Below are 16,290 nucleotides of genomic sequence, written 5' to 3' on the forward strand. Positions count from 1 at the left end.
CATGAGGACCGCCGCCATGGACGCATATCCGGTCGCACCCGAAGCCGCACTCATCGAGGACGACGAGCGCCTCGCCATGGCTGCCGACGCCAAGGCGGTCACGCCGATGATGGCCCAGTATCTGGCCATCAAGCAGCAGCATCCGGACTGCCTGCTGTTCTTCCGGATGGGCGACTTCTACGAGCTGTTCTTCGAGGATGCGGGAAACGCCTCGGAAACACTGGGCATCGCCCTCACCAAGCGCGGGAAGCACCTGGGCGAGGACATCCCCATGTGCGGGGTGCCTGTGCATGCGGCGGAGGACTATCTCGAGCGGCTGATCCGCGCAGGCTACCGGGTGGCGGTATGCGAGCAGACGGAGGATCCGGCCGAGGCGAAGAAGCGCGGCGCCAAGTCGGTCGTGCAACGCGCGGTAGTCCGCCTGGTCACCCCGGGCACCCTCACCGAGGACAGCCTGCTCGAATCGAAACGCCACAACTATCTCGCCGCGCTCACCCGGCTGCGTGCCCGCGACGAGCTGGCGCTGGCCTGGATCGACATTTCCACCGGCGACTTCGCTTGTTGCCTGGTCACCGCCGATACCCTTGGCGCCGAGATCGCGCGGCTCGACCCCGGCGAGATCGTGGTGGCCGACAGCCTTCTGGCGGACGACACACTGGCCGGCACCTTGCGGCTGCAGAAAGCGCCGCTCACGCCGCTGCCCTCCTCGCGGTTCGACAGCACCAATGCGGAGAAGCGGTTGAAGGCCCATTTCGCGGTGGGTGCGCTCGATGCGTTCGGCGCCTTTTCCCGGGCGGAGATCGCCGCCTGCGGGGCATTGCTCGACTATGTGATGCTGACGCAAGTGGGCCGGGCGCCGCTCATCCGCCCGCCCAGCCAGCGCCAGCAGAGCGAGGTGATGCTGATCGATGGGGCCACCCGCAGCAATCTGGAGCTCACCCGGACGACCGGCGGCGAAAGGCGCGGCAGCCTCCTCGACAGCATCGACCGCACCCTGACCAGTGCCGGCGGGAGGCTGCTTTCCGACAGGCTCGCCGCCCCGCTCACCGACCCGCGCGCCATCAACGACCGGCTGGACACGGTGGCCTTCTTCCTGGAATTCGATCGCATGCGCGCGGACATCCGGGGGCAACTCAAGGCGGCGCCGGATTTCGCGCGGGCCCTGTCGCGCCTCACGGTCGGGCGGGGCGGGCCCCGCGACCTGGCGGCCATCGGCGCCGGGCTCAGGGCGGCAGCGGAAATACGCGCGGTGCTCGAGCAGGACACGGGGCTCGTGGACAAGCCGGCCGAGCTCGCGGGAATCGTCGCGGTGCTGCGGCGCGATAACGGCACGCTGGCGGATCGGCTTGCAGGCACCCTGGCGGACGATCTGCCACTCAACCCGCGTGACGGCGGCTTCGTGCGGCCCGGCTTCGTGGCCGAGCTCGACGAGCAGCTGCGCTTGCGCGACCAGAGCCGGCAGGTGATCGCAAGCCTGCAGAACCGCTATGCCGACGAGACCGGCGTCCGCTCGCTCAAGATCCGCCACAACAACGTGCTCGGCTATTTCATCGAGGTGGGCGCCCAGCATGGGGAGAAGCTTACGGCGCCGGCCCTTGCGGGGCGTTTCATTCACCGCCAGACCCTTGCCAATGCCATGCGCTTCACCACGGTGGAGCTTGCCGATCTCGAATCGCAGATCGCGAAGGCGGCCGAGCGGGCGCTGGCCATCGAGATGGCCATCTATGACGAGCTGGTCGCCGCCGTTACCGAACAGGCCGGACTGATCGCCGAAATCGCCGAGGCGCTCGCGGGGCTGGATGTGAGTGCCGCCCTCGCGCAGCTGGCGGAGGACGAGCGATTCGTGCGCCCGCAGGTCGATCATTCCCGCGCCTTTTCCATTCTGCAGGGCCGCCACCCGGTGGTCGAACGCGCCCTGCGGCAGGCGGGCGACGGCGCGTTCGTGCCCAATGACTGCGACCTGTCCGCCGATGGGCAGAGCAATGCCGGCCGGCACATCTGGCTGATCACCGGCCCCAACATGGCGGGCAAGTCCACCTTCCTGCGCCAGAACGCGCTCATCGCGATCCTGGCGCAGACGGGGTCGTTCGTGCCGGCGGCGTCAGCCCATATCGGCGTGGTCGACCGGCTGTTCAGCCGTGTGGGGGCGGCGGACGACCTTGCCCGCGGCCGTTCGACCTTCATGGTGGAAATGGTTGAGACCGCCACCATTCTCAATCAGGCCGGCGAACGCTCACTGGTCATTCTGGACGAGATCGGCCGCGGCACGGCCACCTTCGACGGCCTGTCCATCGCGTGGGCTTGCGTGGAGCATCTGCACGAGGTGAACCGCTGCCGCGCCCTGTTCGCCACCCATTTCCATGAGCTCACGGCGCTCGCGGATCGCCTTGGCCGCCTGGCCAACGCGACCATGAAGGTGCGCGAATATCACGGCGAGCTGGTGTTCCTGCACGAGGTGGGCCCAGGGGCGGCCGACCGCTCCTATGGCATTCAGGTGGCCAAGCTCGCGGGATTGCCAACTGCGGTGATCGACCGGGCGACGGAAGTGCTGCGGGTGCTCGAACAAAGCGAGCAGGCATCCAGCCGCCGCGAGCTGGTGGACGACCTGCCGCTGTTTGCCGCCGCGCGGCCGGTTTCGGCCGTGCCCGCACAGCCGGCGCAGCCGGCCGGCCCGAGCGCTGTGGAGCAGGTGCTGGCGGAGGTCGCACCGGACAATCTCACGCCGCGCGAGGCGCTAGACGTGCTCTATCGGCTGAAGTCTCTGGCCACCGCGCATCCGCAGCGCTGAAGAGATCGCTCAAGCTCCTTCGCAAACTGCTGTATGGTCGTGCTGGACTCTCAGGCACCGCCGCGAGCGAACTCACCCGATGGACAGCCTGACCTTCGCTGCGATCATCGCCGCGTCCTTCATGCATGCGGCGTGGAACGCCATGATCAAGATCGGCCTGGACCGGTTCATGGCCATGGCGCTGATGGGCCTTTCCCTGGGTGGCCTGTCGCTGATGCTGACACCTTTCTTCCCCTTTCCCGACCGAGCGGCCTGGCCGTATATGATCGCGTCGGTGATCTTCCACATCGCTTACAACCTGTCGCTCGTGCGGGCCTATAACCTCGGCGAATATGGCCAGGTTTATCCGCTGGCGCGCGGGGCAGCGCCGCTGGCGGTCGCCGCATTCGGCGCCCTTTTCCTCGGGGAGGCGCTGTCGCCGCTGGGCTGGGGCGGGATCATCGTCCTGGTCGGCGGCGTCTGGCTGATGTCGCTCAAGGGAGGCGGCAAGAGCAGCGGCTCCATTCATGCGACCGCGGTTGGAGCTGCCCTCGTCGTGTCGACCTTCATCGCCACCTATACGGTGATCGACGGCATCGGAGGGCGGGTTTCGGGAACCCCCTCCGGCTACACGCTTTGGCTTTCGGCTCTCGAGGGCCTGATCATGCTCTTGATCGCCGCCGGCGTGCGTGGGCCTGCCGCCATCCTGGCCTTACGCGGCGTGTGGACCGCGGGCATCATTGCAGGCGCCCTTTCGCTCGGCGCCTACTGGATCGCGATCTGGGCCATGTCGCGGGCGCCGCTCGGCACCGTGGCGGCGTTGCGCGAGACCAGCATCTTCTTCGCGCTGGCCATATCCGTGGCGGCGCTGAAGGAACCGCTGACCCCCTGGCGCGCCACCGCCGCGGCCATGATCGTGCTCGGGGCGGTGAGCCTCAGGCTTGCTTAAGGCTCACCTGGCCCCGGTATTTGCGGCTTAACGGCAATAGGGTATGATTCGCGACCTGCAACAGATGGGGCTGGCCATGACCACGACAGACTTCACCGGACCGAACCGCAGATGGTTCCTGGCCCTCGGCATCGCCCTGCTGGTGATCGGGTTCCTCGCCATCCTGTTCCCGCTGGTCTTCACCCTTACCGCCCAGATCCTCGTCGGCATGGCCATGCTGGTGGGGGGCATAGCCGTGCTGGTGCATGCGTTCGGCGAACGCAGCTGGAGCGGCCTGTTGTGGGAAATCCTGGTGGGCGCGCTCTACGTGATCGCGGGCCTCTATTTCATCTTCGACCCGCTGGGCGGCATGATCGCCTTCACCATCGCGCTGGCGGCGTTCTTCATCGTGGATGGCGTGTTCCGCATCATCATGGGGGTGAAGGCGCGGCCCCATTCCGGCGCCATATGGGCCATCATCGGCGGCGTCTTGTCCATTCTCCTCGGCATATTGATCTGGAGCGGCCTGCCCGGCTCGGCGACCTGGGCAGTCGGCACCCTGGTCGGCATCAATCTCGCCTTCGCGGGCGCCGCCTTCGTCGCCATGGGCACGTCGGCCTTTGCTCCCAAATAGGCATAGGCCGCGCTGAGCCTGTCACAGTCTCCTGGCAGAGTGGGAGCGGCAATCGGCCCTCCCCTCCGGGAGGCACGAAACTTACGACTTGTCGTTTAGAATAGGCCGTCCGGGAACGGCTGCTGTTTTCCATGGCCAGGACCTATCTCATGAACGTATCTTTCTTCCGCGAGCTGCTGGACAGCATTGTCGATCGCAGCCGCGCTCTCACAGCGCTCACCCTTGGCAACGGCGCCAATGACGATGCCGTCGAGCTGGCGCGGCAGCTGTTGTCGCGCCGGGGCGAGTCATCGGGCGCCATTCTGGCCCAGCAAATCCTCAACGCTTACAGGCGGCTCGATCAGGCCGGCAAGCTCGCCTTCTTCAACATGCTGAGCACCGACTTCATGCCCGACACCAACGCGGTGCTCCAGGCGGCGGAGCGCTTCTCGAAATCGCCGTCGTCGAGCACGCTCAGAGCGCTGAGCACCGCGCTCGATTCTCCGCGCCAGGAGTTCTTCCGCCGGCTGAACTTTGCACCCGGCGGCACGCAGGCGATCGTGCGCATGCGAGAGGACCTGCTGGACCTTCTGAAGGAGCACCCGGATCTCCGGGCGGTCGACGACGATATCGTCCACCTGTTCGGGTCCTGGTTCAACCGCGGCTTCCTGGTGCTGCGGCGCATCGACTGGTCGACCCCCGCCGATATCCTGGAGAAGATCATCCAGTACGAGGCGGTGCACGAGATCAACGGCTGGGATGATCTGAAGCGCCGCCTCGATCCGCATGACCGGCGCTGCTACGCGTTCTTCCACCCGTCCCTGGTGGACGATCCGCTCATCTTCGTCGAGGTCGCCCTGGTGGACGACGTTCCGGGCTCGATCGACGGTCTGATCACGGCCGAGGCGGCGGCCTCGACCGAGGCACCGCGCACGGCAGTCTTCTATTCGATCTCGAACTGCCAGAAGGGCCTTGCCGGCATTTCCTTCGGGAACTTCCTGATCAAGCAGGTGGTCACCGACCTCGCCCGCGAGGTTCCCTCGCTCAGGACCTTCGTGACCCTGTCCCCGGTGCCGGGCTTCCGAGCCTGGCTGGACGGGGAGCGGCGGCGCGAGAGCTCCGAGGTGCTGAGCCCGTCCGAGATCGCCACCCTGGCCGTTCTGGACGAGGAGGGCTGGCATACGGATCCCGAGCGCCTCAAGCTGCTCAAGCCGCTCTTATGCGAGCTGGCCGCTCACTACTTCCTGCGGGAGAAGCGCGCCAACGGCCAGCCGCTCGACCCGGTGGCGCGGTTTCACCTCGGCAACGGCGCCCGTCTCGAGCGGATCAACTGGCCCGGTGACCTTTCGCCCCGCGGCATTGCTCAAGCAGCCGGCCTGATGGTGAACTACCTCTATGACCCCAAGGACATCGAGAAGAACCACGAGGCCTATGCCGAGCACGGCAGGGTGGTCGCCTCCCCGTCCGTCGTGAAGCTTTCGAAGGTGAACCGTTCCAAGCGTCTGCCCGCCCTGGCCAGCTGACACGCGAACCGGTCTGTGCGTCGCGCGAACGCGGCTTAGATCGACCTTGCCCGGCCCGGCCAGCATCTCTCCCAGCCGGGCACGGCGCGCTAACCGCCAACGAAACTGCCGGCCCGGCCAAGCGCGGGGTAGGTCTCGAAGAACTCCTTCATCCGCTCGGCTGCCTGCTGCAGCCGGCTCATGTCGGTCGCATAGGACAGCCTGAGGAAGCCGTTGCCCATATGGCCGAAACTGTCGCCGGCGATGGCGGCCACATGGGCGCGCTCGAGGAGCTTGTCGGTCAGCGCTTCGCTCGGCCAGCCGGTGCCGGTTATATCGGGGAACACATAAAAGGCACCGCCGGGTGTACGGCAATTGACCCCCGGAATATCGTTGAGCGCCCTGACCAAGGTGTCGCGGCGCTCCTGCAGGGTCCGCCGATAGGCATCCAACGCGTCGCGGGGCCCGGTAATGGCGGCCAGCCCGCCGGCCTGGGCGGCGACATTGACGCAGGAATAGGTGGTGGAGATCAGCTTGCGCACGTAAGGCACCAGGCGTGCCGGCCAGATGCCGAAGCCGAGGCGCCAACCGGTCATGGCGAAGGTCTTGCTCCAGCCATCGAGCACGATGGCGCGGTCGCGCAGCTCGGGATAGCCCAAGATGCTGACGAACTCGCCGTTGCCGAACACGAGATGCGCGTAGATCTCATCGCTCAGCACCGCGATATGGGGATGGGCCGCCAGCCCGCGGGCCAGCGCGTCCAGCTGGGCGCGCGCCACCACGCCCCCGGTGGGATTGGCCGGGCTGTTGATGATGATCAGCCGCGTGTTCTCGGTCACGAGGCCCAGCACCTCGTCCGGCTCGAAGGCGAAGTCGTTCTCCTGACGGATCGGATAGGGAATGGCCCGCGCGCCGGACAAGCGGATCGCCTCGCGATAGGGCGGGAAACCGGGATCCGGGTACAGGATCTCGGCCCCTGCCCCGCCGAACAGGGTGGTGGCGAGAAAGAGGGTGACCTTGCCCCCCGGCACGATCACCACCTCGTCGGGGGTGACCGGCGCGCCCAAACGGGTGGCGACGTCGGCCGCGACGGCTTCGCGCAGGCTGTCGATGCCGACGGGGGGCGTATAGCCATGCGGGCCGTCGCGCAGGGCGCGAATGGCGGCCTCAATGACATGCTCGGGCGGTGCGAGGTCCGGCTGGCCGATGCCGAGATTGATGACATCGTTGCCTGCGGCCCTGGACTCAAGCACGCGGTCCAGCACTGCGAACGCACCCTCCTCCACGATACCGGTTGCAAGGACATTGAGCGTGAGTTCGGTCATCCGGCCCCCAATCTTCAGTCGTGCTGATGGAATTCCTCCGCCAGTAACTGGCTGATGAACCGCTGCGGATCGCCCGAAGCGGCCGCCCTAACATAGACGTCGTTTATTGCTTCTGCGAGAGGCGTTGTGCATTGCATCGAACGGATAAGATCGAGCGCGTAGGTGATGTCCTTGCGGGCGTTGGCGACACTGAAGGGATAACCGTCGAAGTCGCCGGTCACCGCCTGATCCATGATCCGGCGCAGGGCCAGCGAGTTGCCTGACCCGCAAAGCATGACGTCATAGAGCTTCTTCCAATCGATACCCGCTTCGCGGGCCAGCCGGAACGTCTCCACGATGACCGCAACGGTGCCGAGCACCTGATAATTGCTGATCAATTTCGCGGTATTGCCGGAACCGGGCGGACCGAACCACGAGATCTCGCGGCAGAAACAGGCCAGCAGGGGCTCAGCGCGCGCGAAATCGTGCTCGGTGGCGCCCACCAGCGCGCCAAGCTGGCCGGCTTTCGATTCCTTCGGTCCGCCGGCCAGCGGCGCGTCGACGAGGGCGATGTGCTTCTCCTTGAGCTGCGCATGCAGCCTGCGGGTCGATTCCGGGTTGGCGGTGGTGGTGTCGATGATCAGCTGGCCTGCGCGCATCTCGCGCCCCATGCTTTCGATCACCGCCTCCACCACGGCGGAGTTGGGCAGACACAGGATAATGGCTTCGCTCTCGGCGGCGAGCGCGGCCGCGTCCTTCCACTCCACGGCGCCGAGGGCGGCCAGCGCCTCGACCGGCTTGCGATTGTGGTGGCCGAGCACATTGAGCTCATGGCCATGCCGCAACAGGTTTTCGGCCATGCCTTGGCCCATCAATCCCACCCCTGCGAATCCAATCCGCATCTGATGCGCTCTCCCTGGCTGAACCCTGTTCTATTGAACTGATCTCGCGGGCGGCTGTCATGCGCCTTCTGCCCAGTCTTGCGCTTTTCCCCAGACGGATTATGCATTTCAGGCGGGAATCGGTCGGGAGAGGAGCATGTCGGGAAGACTTGCGGGCAAGACGGCGTTCATCACGGCCGCCGGGCATGGCATCGGGCGAGCAGCTGCCTCCGCCATGGCGCGGGAAGGCGCGCGCGTGTTCGCCACCGATATCTCGAGCGATGCCCTCGCCTCCCTTGCGGCAGAGCACAGCGAGATCGAGACCTTCGTGCTCGACGTGCTGAAGGCCGAGGATGTGGAGCAGGCGCCGGCGCGGGTTGGCGCGCCCGACATCGTGTTCAATTGCGCCGGCTATGTCCACAACGGCACGATTCTCGAGACGACGGAGGAGCGCTGGGACTTCTCGTTCGATCTCAACGTAAAGAGCCAATTCCGTGTTTTGAAAGCCTTTTTGCCGCTGATGCTGGCGAAGGGCGGAGGCTCGGTCATCAACATGGCATCGGTCGCCTCTTCGGTGAAGGGCGTGCCGAATCGCGCGGTCTACAGCGCCACGAAGGCGGCGGTGATCGGGCTGACCAAGGCGGTGGCAGCGGATTACGTAGCCGAGGGGATCCGCTGCAACGCGATCTGTCCGGGCACGGTGGACACGCCATCGCTGAACGAGCGGATGCGGGCGTCCGGCGACTACGAGGCCGCGCGCAAGGCCTTCATCGCCCGTCAGCCCATGGGCCGGCTGGCCACGGCCGACGAGATCGCGCCGTTGATCATCTATCTCGCCAGCGACGAGTCGCGGTTCGTGACAGGACAGATCCACGTCATCGACGGCGGCTGGGTGATGTGACGGCTGGGCCGGCACGTTGCGCAGAGCGCTATCCCGCCACTCGGGAAAGCGCCTCATTCCAGCCGGCCCGCGCCTGGACTTGGCGGCACCCTAGAACTATTTTAAGCACAGATGTCGTTTCGGCCTCGAGAATCGCGATCTCTTATCGCGATCAAGAGCCGCTTGCCCAAGGACAGTTGCGCATGTTCATCCAGACGGAAGCCACCCCGAACCCGGCCACCATGAAGTTCCTGCCCGGCCGTGCCGTGCTTGCCGGCGAGCCGCGGAACTTCCGCAACGAGGACGAGGCGCAGGTCTCGCCCCTGGCGCGCCGGCTGTTCGAGATCGACGGCGTGACCGGCGTGTTCCTGGCGGACGACTATGTCGCCGTGACAAAGGCCGATGGCGAGTGGCAGCACCTCAAGCCGGCCATTCTCGGCGTGATCATGGAGCATTACCTCTCCGGCCAGCCGGTGCTCGATGAAGGCGCATCAGCGAAGGTGCAAGGGGAGGAATTCTTCGACGATGCGGACGAGGAGATCGTCGAGACCATCAAGGAGCTGCTCGAGACCCGCGTGCAGCCCGCGGTCGCGCAAGACGGGGGCAATATCACCTTCCACGGCTATCGGGACGGCGTGGTGTTCCTGAACATGGAGGGCGCCTGCTCCGGCTGCCCGAGCTCCACCGCCACGCTGAAGCACGGAATCGAGAACCTGCTGCGGCACTTCATTCCGGAAGTGGTCGAGGTGCGGCCGGTCTGACGGCCGCACAGCGTTAGCCGAGCTCGGTTCCTGCGGGGATAGGCGTGCCGCGCAGGAATTCTGCCGTTTCCATGGGCGACTTGCCTTCGCGCTGCACCAGCAGCGGCCTTATGGCACCACTGGCGCAGGCGATGGTCAACGCATCGTCCAGCACCTCGCCCGGCCGCCCCTCCCCGTCCGCCATTTGCACCCGCAGCAGCTTGAGCCGCACCGGCTTGGCCGCCGGATCGAGCATGACCCAAGCGCCGGGATGAGGGGAGAGCCCGTGGATGTGCCGCAGCACGCGGCCAGCCGGCTGGTTCAAGTCGACATGTGCTTCCGCCTTGCCGATCTTCTCCGCGTAGGTCACCCCCTCCGGGCGCTGCGGATTGCAGGCCAGCCCGCCGCGCGACAGGGCGGCGAGCGCGCGCACCATGAGGCTCGCGCCGACCTCTGCGAGCTGGTCGTGCAGGTCGCCGGCCGTGGTTTCGGCGGTGATCGGCACGGTCTCGGTGAGACAGACGGGCCCGGTGTCGAGCCCCGCCTCCATGCGCATGATGGAAATGCCGGTGCGTTCATCGCCGGCCATGATGGCGCGCTGGATGGGGGCGGCGCCCCGCCAGCGCGGCAGAAGCGACGCGTGGATGTTGTAGCAGCCGAGGGCGGGCGCATCGAGCACGGCACGGGGCAGGATGAGGCCATAGGCCACCACGACCGCCGCCTCGGCGCCCGATGCGGCGAAACGGGCTTGCTCGGCCGGATCCCTCAAGCTCTCGGGATGACGAACCGCGAGCCCGCTTGCCTCGGCGAAGGCGTGAACGGGGGACTTGCGCAGGCCCATGCCGCGCCCGGCCGGACGCGGCGGCTGGGTGTACACGGCGGCGATATCGTGCCCCTGGCCGAGGATCTCGTTCAGAGCCGGCACGGAGAAGGCCGGCGTTCCCATGAAGATCAGGCGCATCGGCGGCCCCTCCCCTTCGCCATCGCCAAACGGCGGGGCTAACCCACTTCCTTCAGCCGCCTGGCCTTGGCAAAGCGCTTGAGCAGCCGCTCCCGCTTAAGCCGGGAGAGGTGATCGATGAACAACACGCCGTTGAGGTGATCGAGCTCGTGCTGGACGCAGGTTGCCAGCAGGCCCGAGCAATGCATCTCCTGCTGTACGCCATGACGGTCGAGGAAGCGGATCTTCACCTCCGCGGGGCGCTGCACCAGGTCCTGATATTCGGGAATGGACAGGCAGCCCTCCTCATACTCGGTCAGCGCCTCCGACGACCAGGTGATCTCAGGATTGATGAAGGTGAGCGGCTGAGGCGGCTCCTCGCCCTTGGCCACATCGGCGACGAAGATGCGCAGCGGCATGCCGATCTGGATGGCGGCGAGGCCAACCCCCGGTGCCGCATACATGGTCTCGAACATGTCGTCGACCAATGTCTGGATCTCGTCCGTGACGGCGACGACCGGCTTCGAAACCTCCCGCAGGCGCGAGTCCGGCAATTGAATAATGGTATGAATGCTCATGAAATGACCTCCAGGCCGTCAGATAGGCGACGGGCGCATGCTGGTCAATTGCAACCTGCCGTTTGCCCGGCCAGGTTCAACGGCCAGTCCAAATGTTCACGTTTTGGTCTAGACCTGAGCGCCAGATCTGGTAGGATCGCGGCCATGCTGGACCTAGATCAACCCCTGCTCCTCATGGCCGGGCTGCGTGTAAGCTATATTCATGCGGCCGCGGCGTTCGGCGTGGCGGCGCTTCTGCTGCTCGCCGCCTGCCTGTTCCTGGCATGGCGGGCGGCGCGCCGTGGACGGGAGGCCGAGCAGGCTTCTCTCGCGCGGACGCAGCAGGTGGAGCAGCGGCTGGTGGAGCTTTCGGGCCAGCTGCGCTCGTTCGCCGACATCGTGGCCAGTCGCGAGAGCCATCTGGCGCGGACCCTGGACCAGCGGCTCGATCTGGTGGCGCGCCGCACCGGCGACGGCCTCGGCCAGATCCACGAGCGGCTCGCGGTCATCGACCGCGCCCAGCGCAACATCACCGAGCTCACCTCGAAGGTGGTGAGCCTGCAGGAGATCCTGTCGAACAAGCAGGCGCGCGGCGCTTTCGGCCAGGCGCGGATGGAGGCTATCATCAGGGACGGGTTGCCGATGGGGACCTTTGGTTTTCAGGCGAGCCTGTCCAACGGCACCCGGCCGGACTGCCTGGTCGACCTGCCGGAGACCGGGCGCAAGCTGGTGATCGACGCCAAATTCCCGCTGGAGGCGTTCTCCGCGCTCAAGGCGGCGCGCAGCGAGGGCGAGAGCCGGATGGCGGCGCAGCGCTTGCGGCAGGACGTGGCCAAGCACATCAAGGACATTGCCGGGAAATATCTCATTTCCGGCGAGACGCACGACACGGCGGTGATGTTCGTGCCCTCGGAAGCGATCTATGCGGACCTTTACGAGCATTTCGAGGATGTGATCCAGCAGGCGCATCGCGCCCGGGTGATCATCGCCTCGCCCAATATCCTGATGCTGGTAGTGCAGACGCTGCAAGCCGTATTCAAGGACGTGCGCATGCGCGAGCAGGCGGGGCTGATCAAGGCGGAGGTGGCGGCGATTCTGGATGATGTCGGCCGGCTGCACGACCGGGTGCTGGATCTCAAGAAGCATTTCGGCCAAGCCAATCAGGATATCGAGAAGATCGCCATCTCGGCGGACAAGATCGCCAGGCGCGGGGTGCGGATCGAGCAGATGGAGTTGTCGCCCACCGCAGCCGGGGCTGAGGCCCCCGCCGGAAGCGCCGCAGTGACCGGGCCCTCGCGCATGGGTGCCGCCGGGGCACGGCTTGCAGCGGGGGAGTAGCCTTCCTCGCTAGGCGCTCTGTTCACGCGAGAACGAGGAGCGCGCGTGTTCTGGCACACGGCTTGCTCGGCGGATCAGCGAGATCGCAGTGCGGCCGCCGTCTTGACCGAGCCGGCAAATCGGCCCTGGCCAGACGGTTAAGCAAGGACATCGTGCTCTGGCCTCATTATGGTCATGCCTGAATGATTGCTCTGGCAGGCAAGACAAGGAGCTCCTGTGGAATGAGCGTTAGCGATACGGCGAGAGCAGAGCAATGGGCGCGGTGGCTGAAAAGCTTGCGCGTATATCTCGAACCGCGCGTGCTGATCGTGATGTTCCTCGGCTTCTCGTCCGGGCTGCCGCTGGCTCTGTCCGGCTCGACCCTGGCGATCTGGATGGCCGACCGCGGTGTCGATCTCGGCGCGATCGGCCTGTTCTCGCTGGTCGGCCTGCCCTACACGATCAAGTTCCTGTGGGCGCCGATCGTGGACGCCTGGAAGGTGCCGGTGCTGTCGCGGCTGCTGGGGCGCCGCCGCGGCTGGCTGATCCTGTCGCAGCTCTTGCTGATCTGCACGATCCTATTCCTGGGCAGTCTCGATCCCGTGGCATCGCCCTGGTGGGTGGCTTTGGGCGCGGTGTTGCTGGCTGCGGCCTCCGCCACCCAGGACACGGTGATCGACGCGTTCCGGGTGGAAAGCCTCAGCGTGGACCAGCAGGCCGCCGGCATGGCGGTGTTCGTGCCCGCCTATCGCGTCGGCATGCTGGTTTCCTCCGCCTTCGTCATCGCCCTTGTCGGCTGGCTCGAGGCCAATGGCATCGCGGCGGGCAGCGTCTGGTTCTACGGCTATGCGGCCATGGCCGCTCTCATGGCGGTGGGCATGGGCGCGAGCCTGCTTGCGACCGAACCCCGCGCCTCGGAACAAGCGGAGCAGGCTGCCGAAAACGAGGCGCAGGAGGCCGCGGCCGTCGGCAATCCCGTGCTCAAGCTATGGGGCGCCGCAATCGGCGCCTTCACCGATTTCCTGTCCAAGCCCTATGTGGCGGCCATCCTGCTGTTCGTGCTGCTGTTCAAGTTCTGCGATGCCTTCGCCGGGGTGATGACGGGCCCGTTCGTCATCCGCATCGGGTTCGACAAGACGGCCTATGCGGCGATCGTAAAGGGGGTCGGGTTTTTCGCCGTGCTGCTGGGCGGCCTTGCCGGCGGCCTCATCGCGCGCACCTATCCCATGGCGGCCTGCCTGTGGATTGCCGGCATTCTGCAGATGGCCTCGAACCTCGTGTTCTCGTGGCTCGCCTGGATGAGCACCGATCTTACCGCGCTGGCGGTGGCCATCTCGGTCGAGAATTTCGCCGGTGGCATCGGGACGGTGATCTTCGTGGCCTATCTGTCGAGCCTGTGCACCAGCCCGTTGCACACGGCCACACAATATGCGCTGCTCTCGGCCTTGTCCGCGGTGGGCCGGACCGTGCTCGCCTCGACGGCCGGCTATGTGGCCGAGGTCACCGGGTGGGTCGTGTTCTTCATTCTCACTTCGGCTGCCGCGCTCCCCTCGCTTGCTCTGCTGGCCTGGCTGCAAGCCCGCGGCCATTTCAAAGGCATAGACAAGCGCTCGAGTAAGGCCCAGGTTTAGGGCTGGACCTCAGCTTACCGATTTTTCCAAGGATTCCAGCAGGGGCAGCCAGCTTTCCTGTTCGCTGGCGGCCGACTTGCTCTTGAGATCGAACACGGTCAGCCCCTGCTCGGCGAGCTTGGGATAAAGGCTCTTGTCGGAGATGCGCGCCACAATGGCGTGGCCGTGGCCCAGCAGCACCCGCTCCAGCCGCTTGGCCTGGGGGCTGGTGGGGCGGAAGCGGTTGGCCACCAGCAGGATCTGCTTCTTGCCCGACCTGATCTTCTTGAGATCCTCGATCTCATCGAGAAAGCGGATGGTCGCCCGCTCGTCATAGATGGAGGCCTGCACCGGCACCACGACGGCGTCAGCCTCGCGGATGACCTCGCGAGCGCGGCCGGCTTTGAGGGATGCCGGACAGTCGATGATCAGCCGCTGGACGGAGCGGCCGACCTTGCCGAAGCCAGCGCCGCGCCAGTCGATCACCTCGATGGGGGCGGCGCTCTCTGGGCGCAGCTCTCCGAACAGACAAGCGCTCTTCTGCTTGTCGTAATCCGCAAGCGCGGCGATCAGGCCGGATGCGGCAAAGCCCGCGGCCAGATGCGTGGCGACGGTGGTCTTGCCGCAGCCTCCCTTGGTGTTCATGACCGCAACCGAAAAGGTCATTCCTCGCCCGTTCTCTTGCGCAAGGGAAAGCCGGCCTTCTCGAACTGGCGGAAGGCGCGGGCCGCCTCGACGATGAAGCTGTCCTCGGCGGAATGGCGCCAGTCGTGCAGAACCGCCAAAGCCCGCTTCAGCGGCCGGCGCCGTTGCGGGGCTGCCTCTTGGACGAGCCGCTCCAGAAACGCCTCGGCGACATGGAGGTCGTTCAGCCGGCCCAGCTCGCTCTGGATCGCCTCAACCGTCTTGCGGTAGCTGTCGGCCAGCTCGGCCGGCAGATCGAGCGTCGACAGCAAGGGCTCCGCCGCATAGCGCAGCTTCTTGGCGGCGATGCGCGCCTCGTGCCACTCGTCCAGCACGACCGATTGCCGTGCCGCCCTCCCCTTCTTGAGCAAGCGCTTGTGCAGCTTGCGCAGGCGCGGCGCCGCGAAGTCGGCGACCGGGCGGCGGGCGAGCAGCTTATCGAGCGGGGTGCCGCTCTTGAGCCAGCTGCCAGCCTCGATCCATCCGTAGAGCTCGATCACCAGCCGGGCGGTGTCGGGACTTTCCAGCTGTGCCACCACCTTCTCCTGTCCCGCACGACGGCAGCGGGCGGCCTCCTCCTCCACCAGCTCGGCCAGGCTCGGCTTCATGCCGGCCTTGACCAGTTGCGGCAGGGTATCGGCCACGAAGACATCGGCCTCGCGCACGGCGCCGAACGTGGCGAAGAGCTGCTTGATCCCCTCGAGCAGGCGCGCCGCATCGGTCGTGTCCATCACCGGGGCGAAGGCGGAGATGGTCGACCGCAGGCGACGCAAGGCCACCCGGATCTGGTGAAGCCCATCGGGCAAGCCTGCATGGGCCGCCGGCACATTGTTGAGGAACTGGGTGAAGCCATGCCGCAGCATCAGCCGGATCGCATCCGGCAGAAGCATGCGTGGCGGCAGCGACAGCTTGCGCGCGTGGACAGCCGCCGGCGCCTCTCCCGAGACCAGGCGATAGCCGCGGGCCGCCTTGCCGCTGGCGATGAGGCTTGCCGGAACCCGGTCGAGGAAATCCAGAACGACGGCGACGAAAGCGCCGATGTTCTCGCCCTTGAGCTCAACCTCGACCTCGCAGATCGGCACCTTCTCCGCGCCATGGACGATCTCGCCCCGGTCGAAGGCGAGCTCGGCGACCTCGCCTTCTCCGGCCCGGTGGCGACGGCGCGTGAACCGGGTGGTGAAAACGGCCGAGAGCTCGCTGGCGGCGATTTCGTCACGGAGATCTTCCGGGGCGACGGCCAGCAGGTGGTCGCGCTTGAGGCGGGGCGTGCGGATGGGAATCTCGTGTTCCGCCCGGGTCAAGGCGCCGCCGTCCCCATCGGGCAGTTTCACGGTCTGCAGCAGCGCGGGGCCGTCACGTCGCAGACGCACCTGAATGCCATGCCGGCGCAGCAGAAGATCCGGCGTGTCGAAATAGGTGGACTCAACCGCAATAGGCGGGTCTTGGGCAAACAGCGCTTCCGCAGCGGCGAGCCCTTCCCCCTGGATCGCCAGCTTGATTTCGGTCTCGTCGCTCAACAATAGTCCCCGGTGCCCGAACTGGCAGACACTCCGGCCCAGTACCTGTC

Annotated in this window: 14 protein-coding genes; 8 read left to right on the plus strand and 6 right to left on the minus strand. The window is 66.4% G+C overall.

Features of this window, described 5'->3' with window-relative positions:
* Positions 1-16: 16 nt before the first annotated feature.
* The 4 genes from mutS (at position 17) to E4P09_RS00480 (ending at position 5,831) form a co-directional block, all read left to right on the plus strand.
* The gene (gene mutS, locus E4P09_RS00465) at positions 17-2,788 is read left to right on the plus strand and encodes a DNA mismatch repair protein MutS (protein ID WP_137387640.1); all 2,772 of its coding nucleotides are present in this window, start codon (positions 17-19) and stop codon (positions 2,786-2,788) included.
* A gap of 79 nt (positions 2,789-2,867) precedes the next feature.
* The gene (locus tag E4P09_RS00470; RefSeq protein ID WP_137387641.1) at positions 2,868-3,716 is read left to right on the plus strand and encodes an EamA family transporter; all 849 of its coding nucleotides are present in this window, start codon (positions 2,868-2,870) and stop codon (positions 3,714-3,716) included.
* A 76-nt stretch (positions 3,717-3,792) separates the two neighbouring features.
* Complete coding sequence (locus E4P09_RS00475; protein ID WP_170984148.1) at positions 3,793-4,329, plus strand: HdeD family acid-resistance protein; 537 nt, start codon at positions 3,793-3,795, stop codon at positions 4,327-4,329.
* A gap of 149 nt (positions 4,330-4,478) precedes the next feature.
* Positions 4,479-5,831, plus strand: coding sequence for a malonyl-CoA decarboxylase (locus E4P09_RS00480; protein WP_137387643.1), 1,353 nt, complete (start codon positions 4,479-4,481; stop codon positions 5,829-5,831).
* An 89-nt stretch (positions 5,832-5,920) separates the two neighbouring features.
* Here E4P09_RS00480 and E4P09_RS00485 read toward each other — a convergent pair whose 3' ends face one another.
* Both E4P09_RS00485 and E4P09_RS00490 read right to left on the minus strand, forming a co-directional pair.
* Positions 5,921-7,135 (minus strand): pyridoxal phosphate-dependent aminotransferase, encoded by a 1,215-nt coding sequence (locus E4P09_RS00485; protein WP_137387644.1) that lies wholly within the window; start codon positions 7,133-7,135, stop codon positions 5,921-5,923.
* 14 nt (positions 7,136-7,149) lie between these two features.
* Positions 7,150-8,016 carry an NAD(P)-dependent oxidoreductase gene (locus tag E4P09_RS00490; protein ID WP_137387645.1) on the minus strand — a complete coding sequence of 289 codons (867 nt, stop codon included), beginning with the start codon at positions 8,014-8,016 and terminating at the stop codon, positions 7,150-7,152.
* A 136-nt stretch (positions 8,017-8,152) separates the two neighbouring features.
* On the opposite strand from E4P09_RS00490, the gene E4P09_RS00495 reads away from it, so the two are divergent.
* Complete coding sequence (locus E4P09_RS00495; protein WP_137387646.1) at positions 8,153-8,896, plus strand: SDR family oxidoreductase; 744 nt, start codon at positions 8,153-8,155, stop codon at positions 8,894-8,896.
* A gap of 182 nt (positions 8,897-9,078) precedes the next feature.
* Positions 9,079-9,636 carry a NifU family protein gene (locus tag E4P09_RS00500; protein WP_137387647.1) on the plus strand — a complete coding sequence of 186 codons (558 nt, stop codon included), beginning with the start codon at positions 9,079-9,081 and terminating at the stop codon, positions 9,634-9,636.
* Positions 9,637-9,649: 13 nt separating this feature from the next.
* Here the strand turns inward: E4P09_RS00500 and fmt are convergent, their stop codons facing one another.
* Both fmt and def read right to left on the minus strand, forming a co-directional pair.
* Entirely contained in the window at positions 9,650-10,576 is a 927-nt protein-coding gene (fmt, locus tag E4P09_RS00505) for a methionyl-tRNA formyltransferase (protein WP_137387648.1), read from the minus strand.
* Between the two features lie 38 nt (positions 10,577-10,614).
* Positions 10,615-11,133: a peptide deformylase gene (gene def / locus E4P09_RS00510; RefSeq protein ID WP_137387649.1), complete on the minus strand. Its 519-nt coding sequence runs from the start codon at positions 11,131-11,133 to the stop codon at positions 10,615-10,617.
* 144 nt (positions 11,134-11,277) lie between these two features.
* Between def and E4P09_RS00515 the strand changes: the two genes are divergently transcribed.
* Both E4P09_RS00515 and E4P09_RS00520 read left to right on the plus strand, forming a co-directional pair.
* Positions 11,278-12,450: a DNA recombination protein RmuC gene (locus E4P09_RS00515; RefSeq protein WP_170984149.1), complete on the plus strand. Its 1,173-nt coding sequence runs from the start codon at positions 11,278-11,280 to the stop codon at positions 12,448-12,450.
* Positions 12,451-12,671: 221 nt separating this feature from the next.
* Positions 12,672-14,060, plus strand: coding sequence for an AmpG family muropeptide MFS transporter (locus E4P09_RS00520; RefSeq protein WP_137387651.1), 1,389 nt, complete (start codon positions 12,672-12,674; stop codon positions 14,058-14,060).
* 9 nt (positions 14,061-14,069) lie between these two features.
* Here E4P09_RS00520 and E4P09_RS00525 read toward each other — a convergent pair whose 3' ends face one another.
* Positions 14,070-14,705, minus strand: a complete 636-nt coding sequence (locus tag E4P09_RS00525) for a ParA family protein (protein ID WP_137387652.1) — start codon at positions 14,703-14,705, stop codon at positions 14,070-14,072.
* Positions 14,702-16,240 carry a CYTH and CHAD domain-containing protein gene (locus tag E4P09_RS00530; protein WP_137387653.1) on the minus strand — a complete coding sequence of 513 codons (1,539 nt, stop codon included), beginning with the start codon at positions 16,238-16,240 and terminating at the stop codon, positions 14,702-14,704. The genes E4P09_RS00525 and E4P09_RS00530 overlap by 4 nt, the downstream gene beginning before the upstream one ends.
* Positions 16,241-16,290: the final 50 nt, after the last annotated feature.

The organism is Rhodoligotrophos defluvii (assembly GCF_005281615.1).
GTDB classification, from domain to species: Bacteria; Pseudomonadota; Alphaproteobacteria; order Rhizobiales; family Im1; genus Rhodoligotrophos; species Rhodoligotrophos defluvii.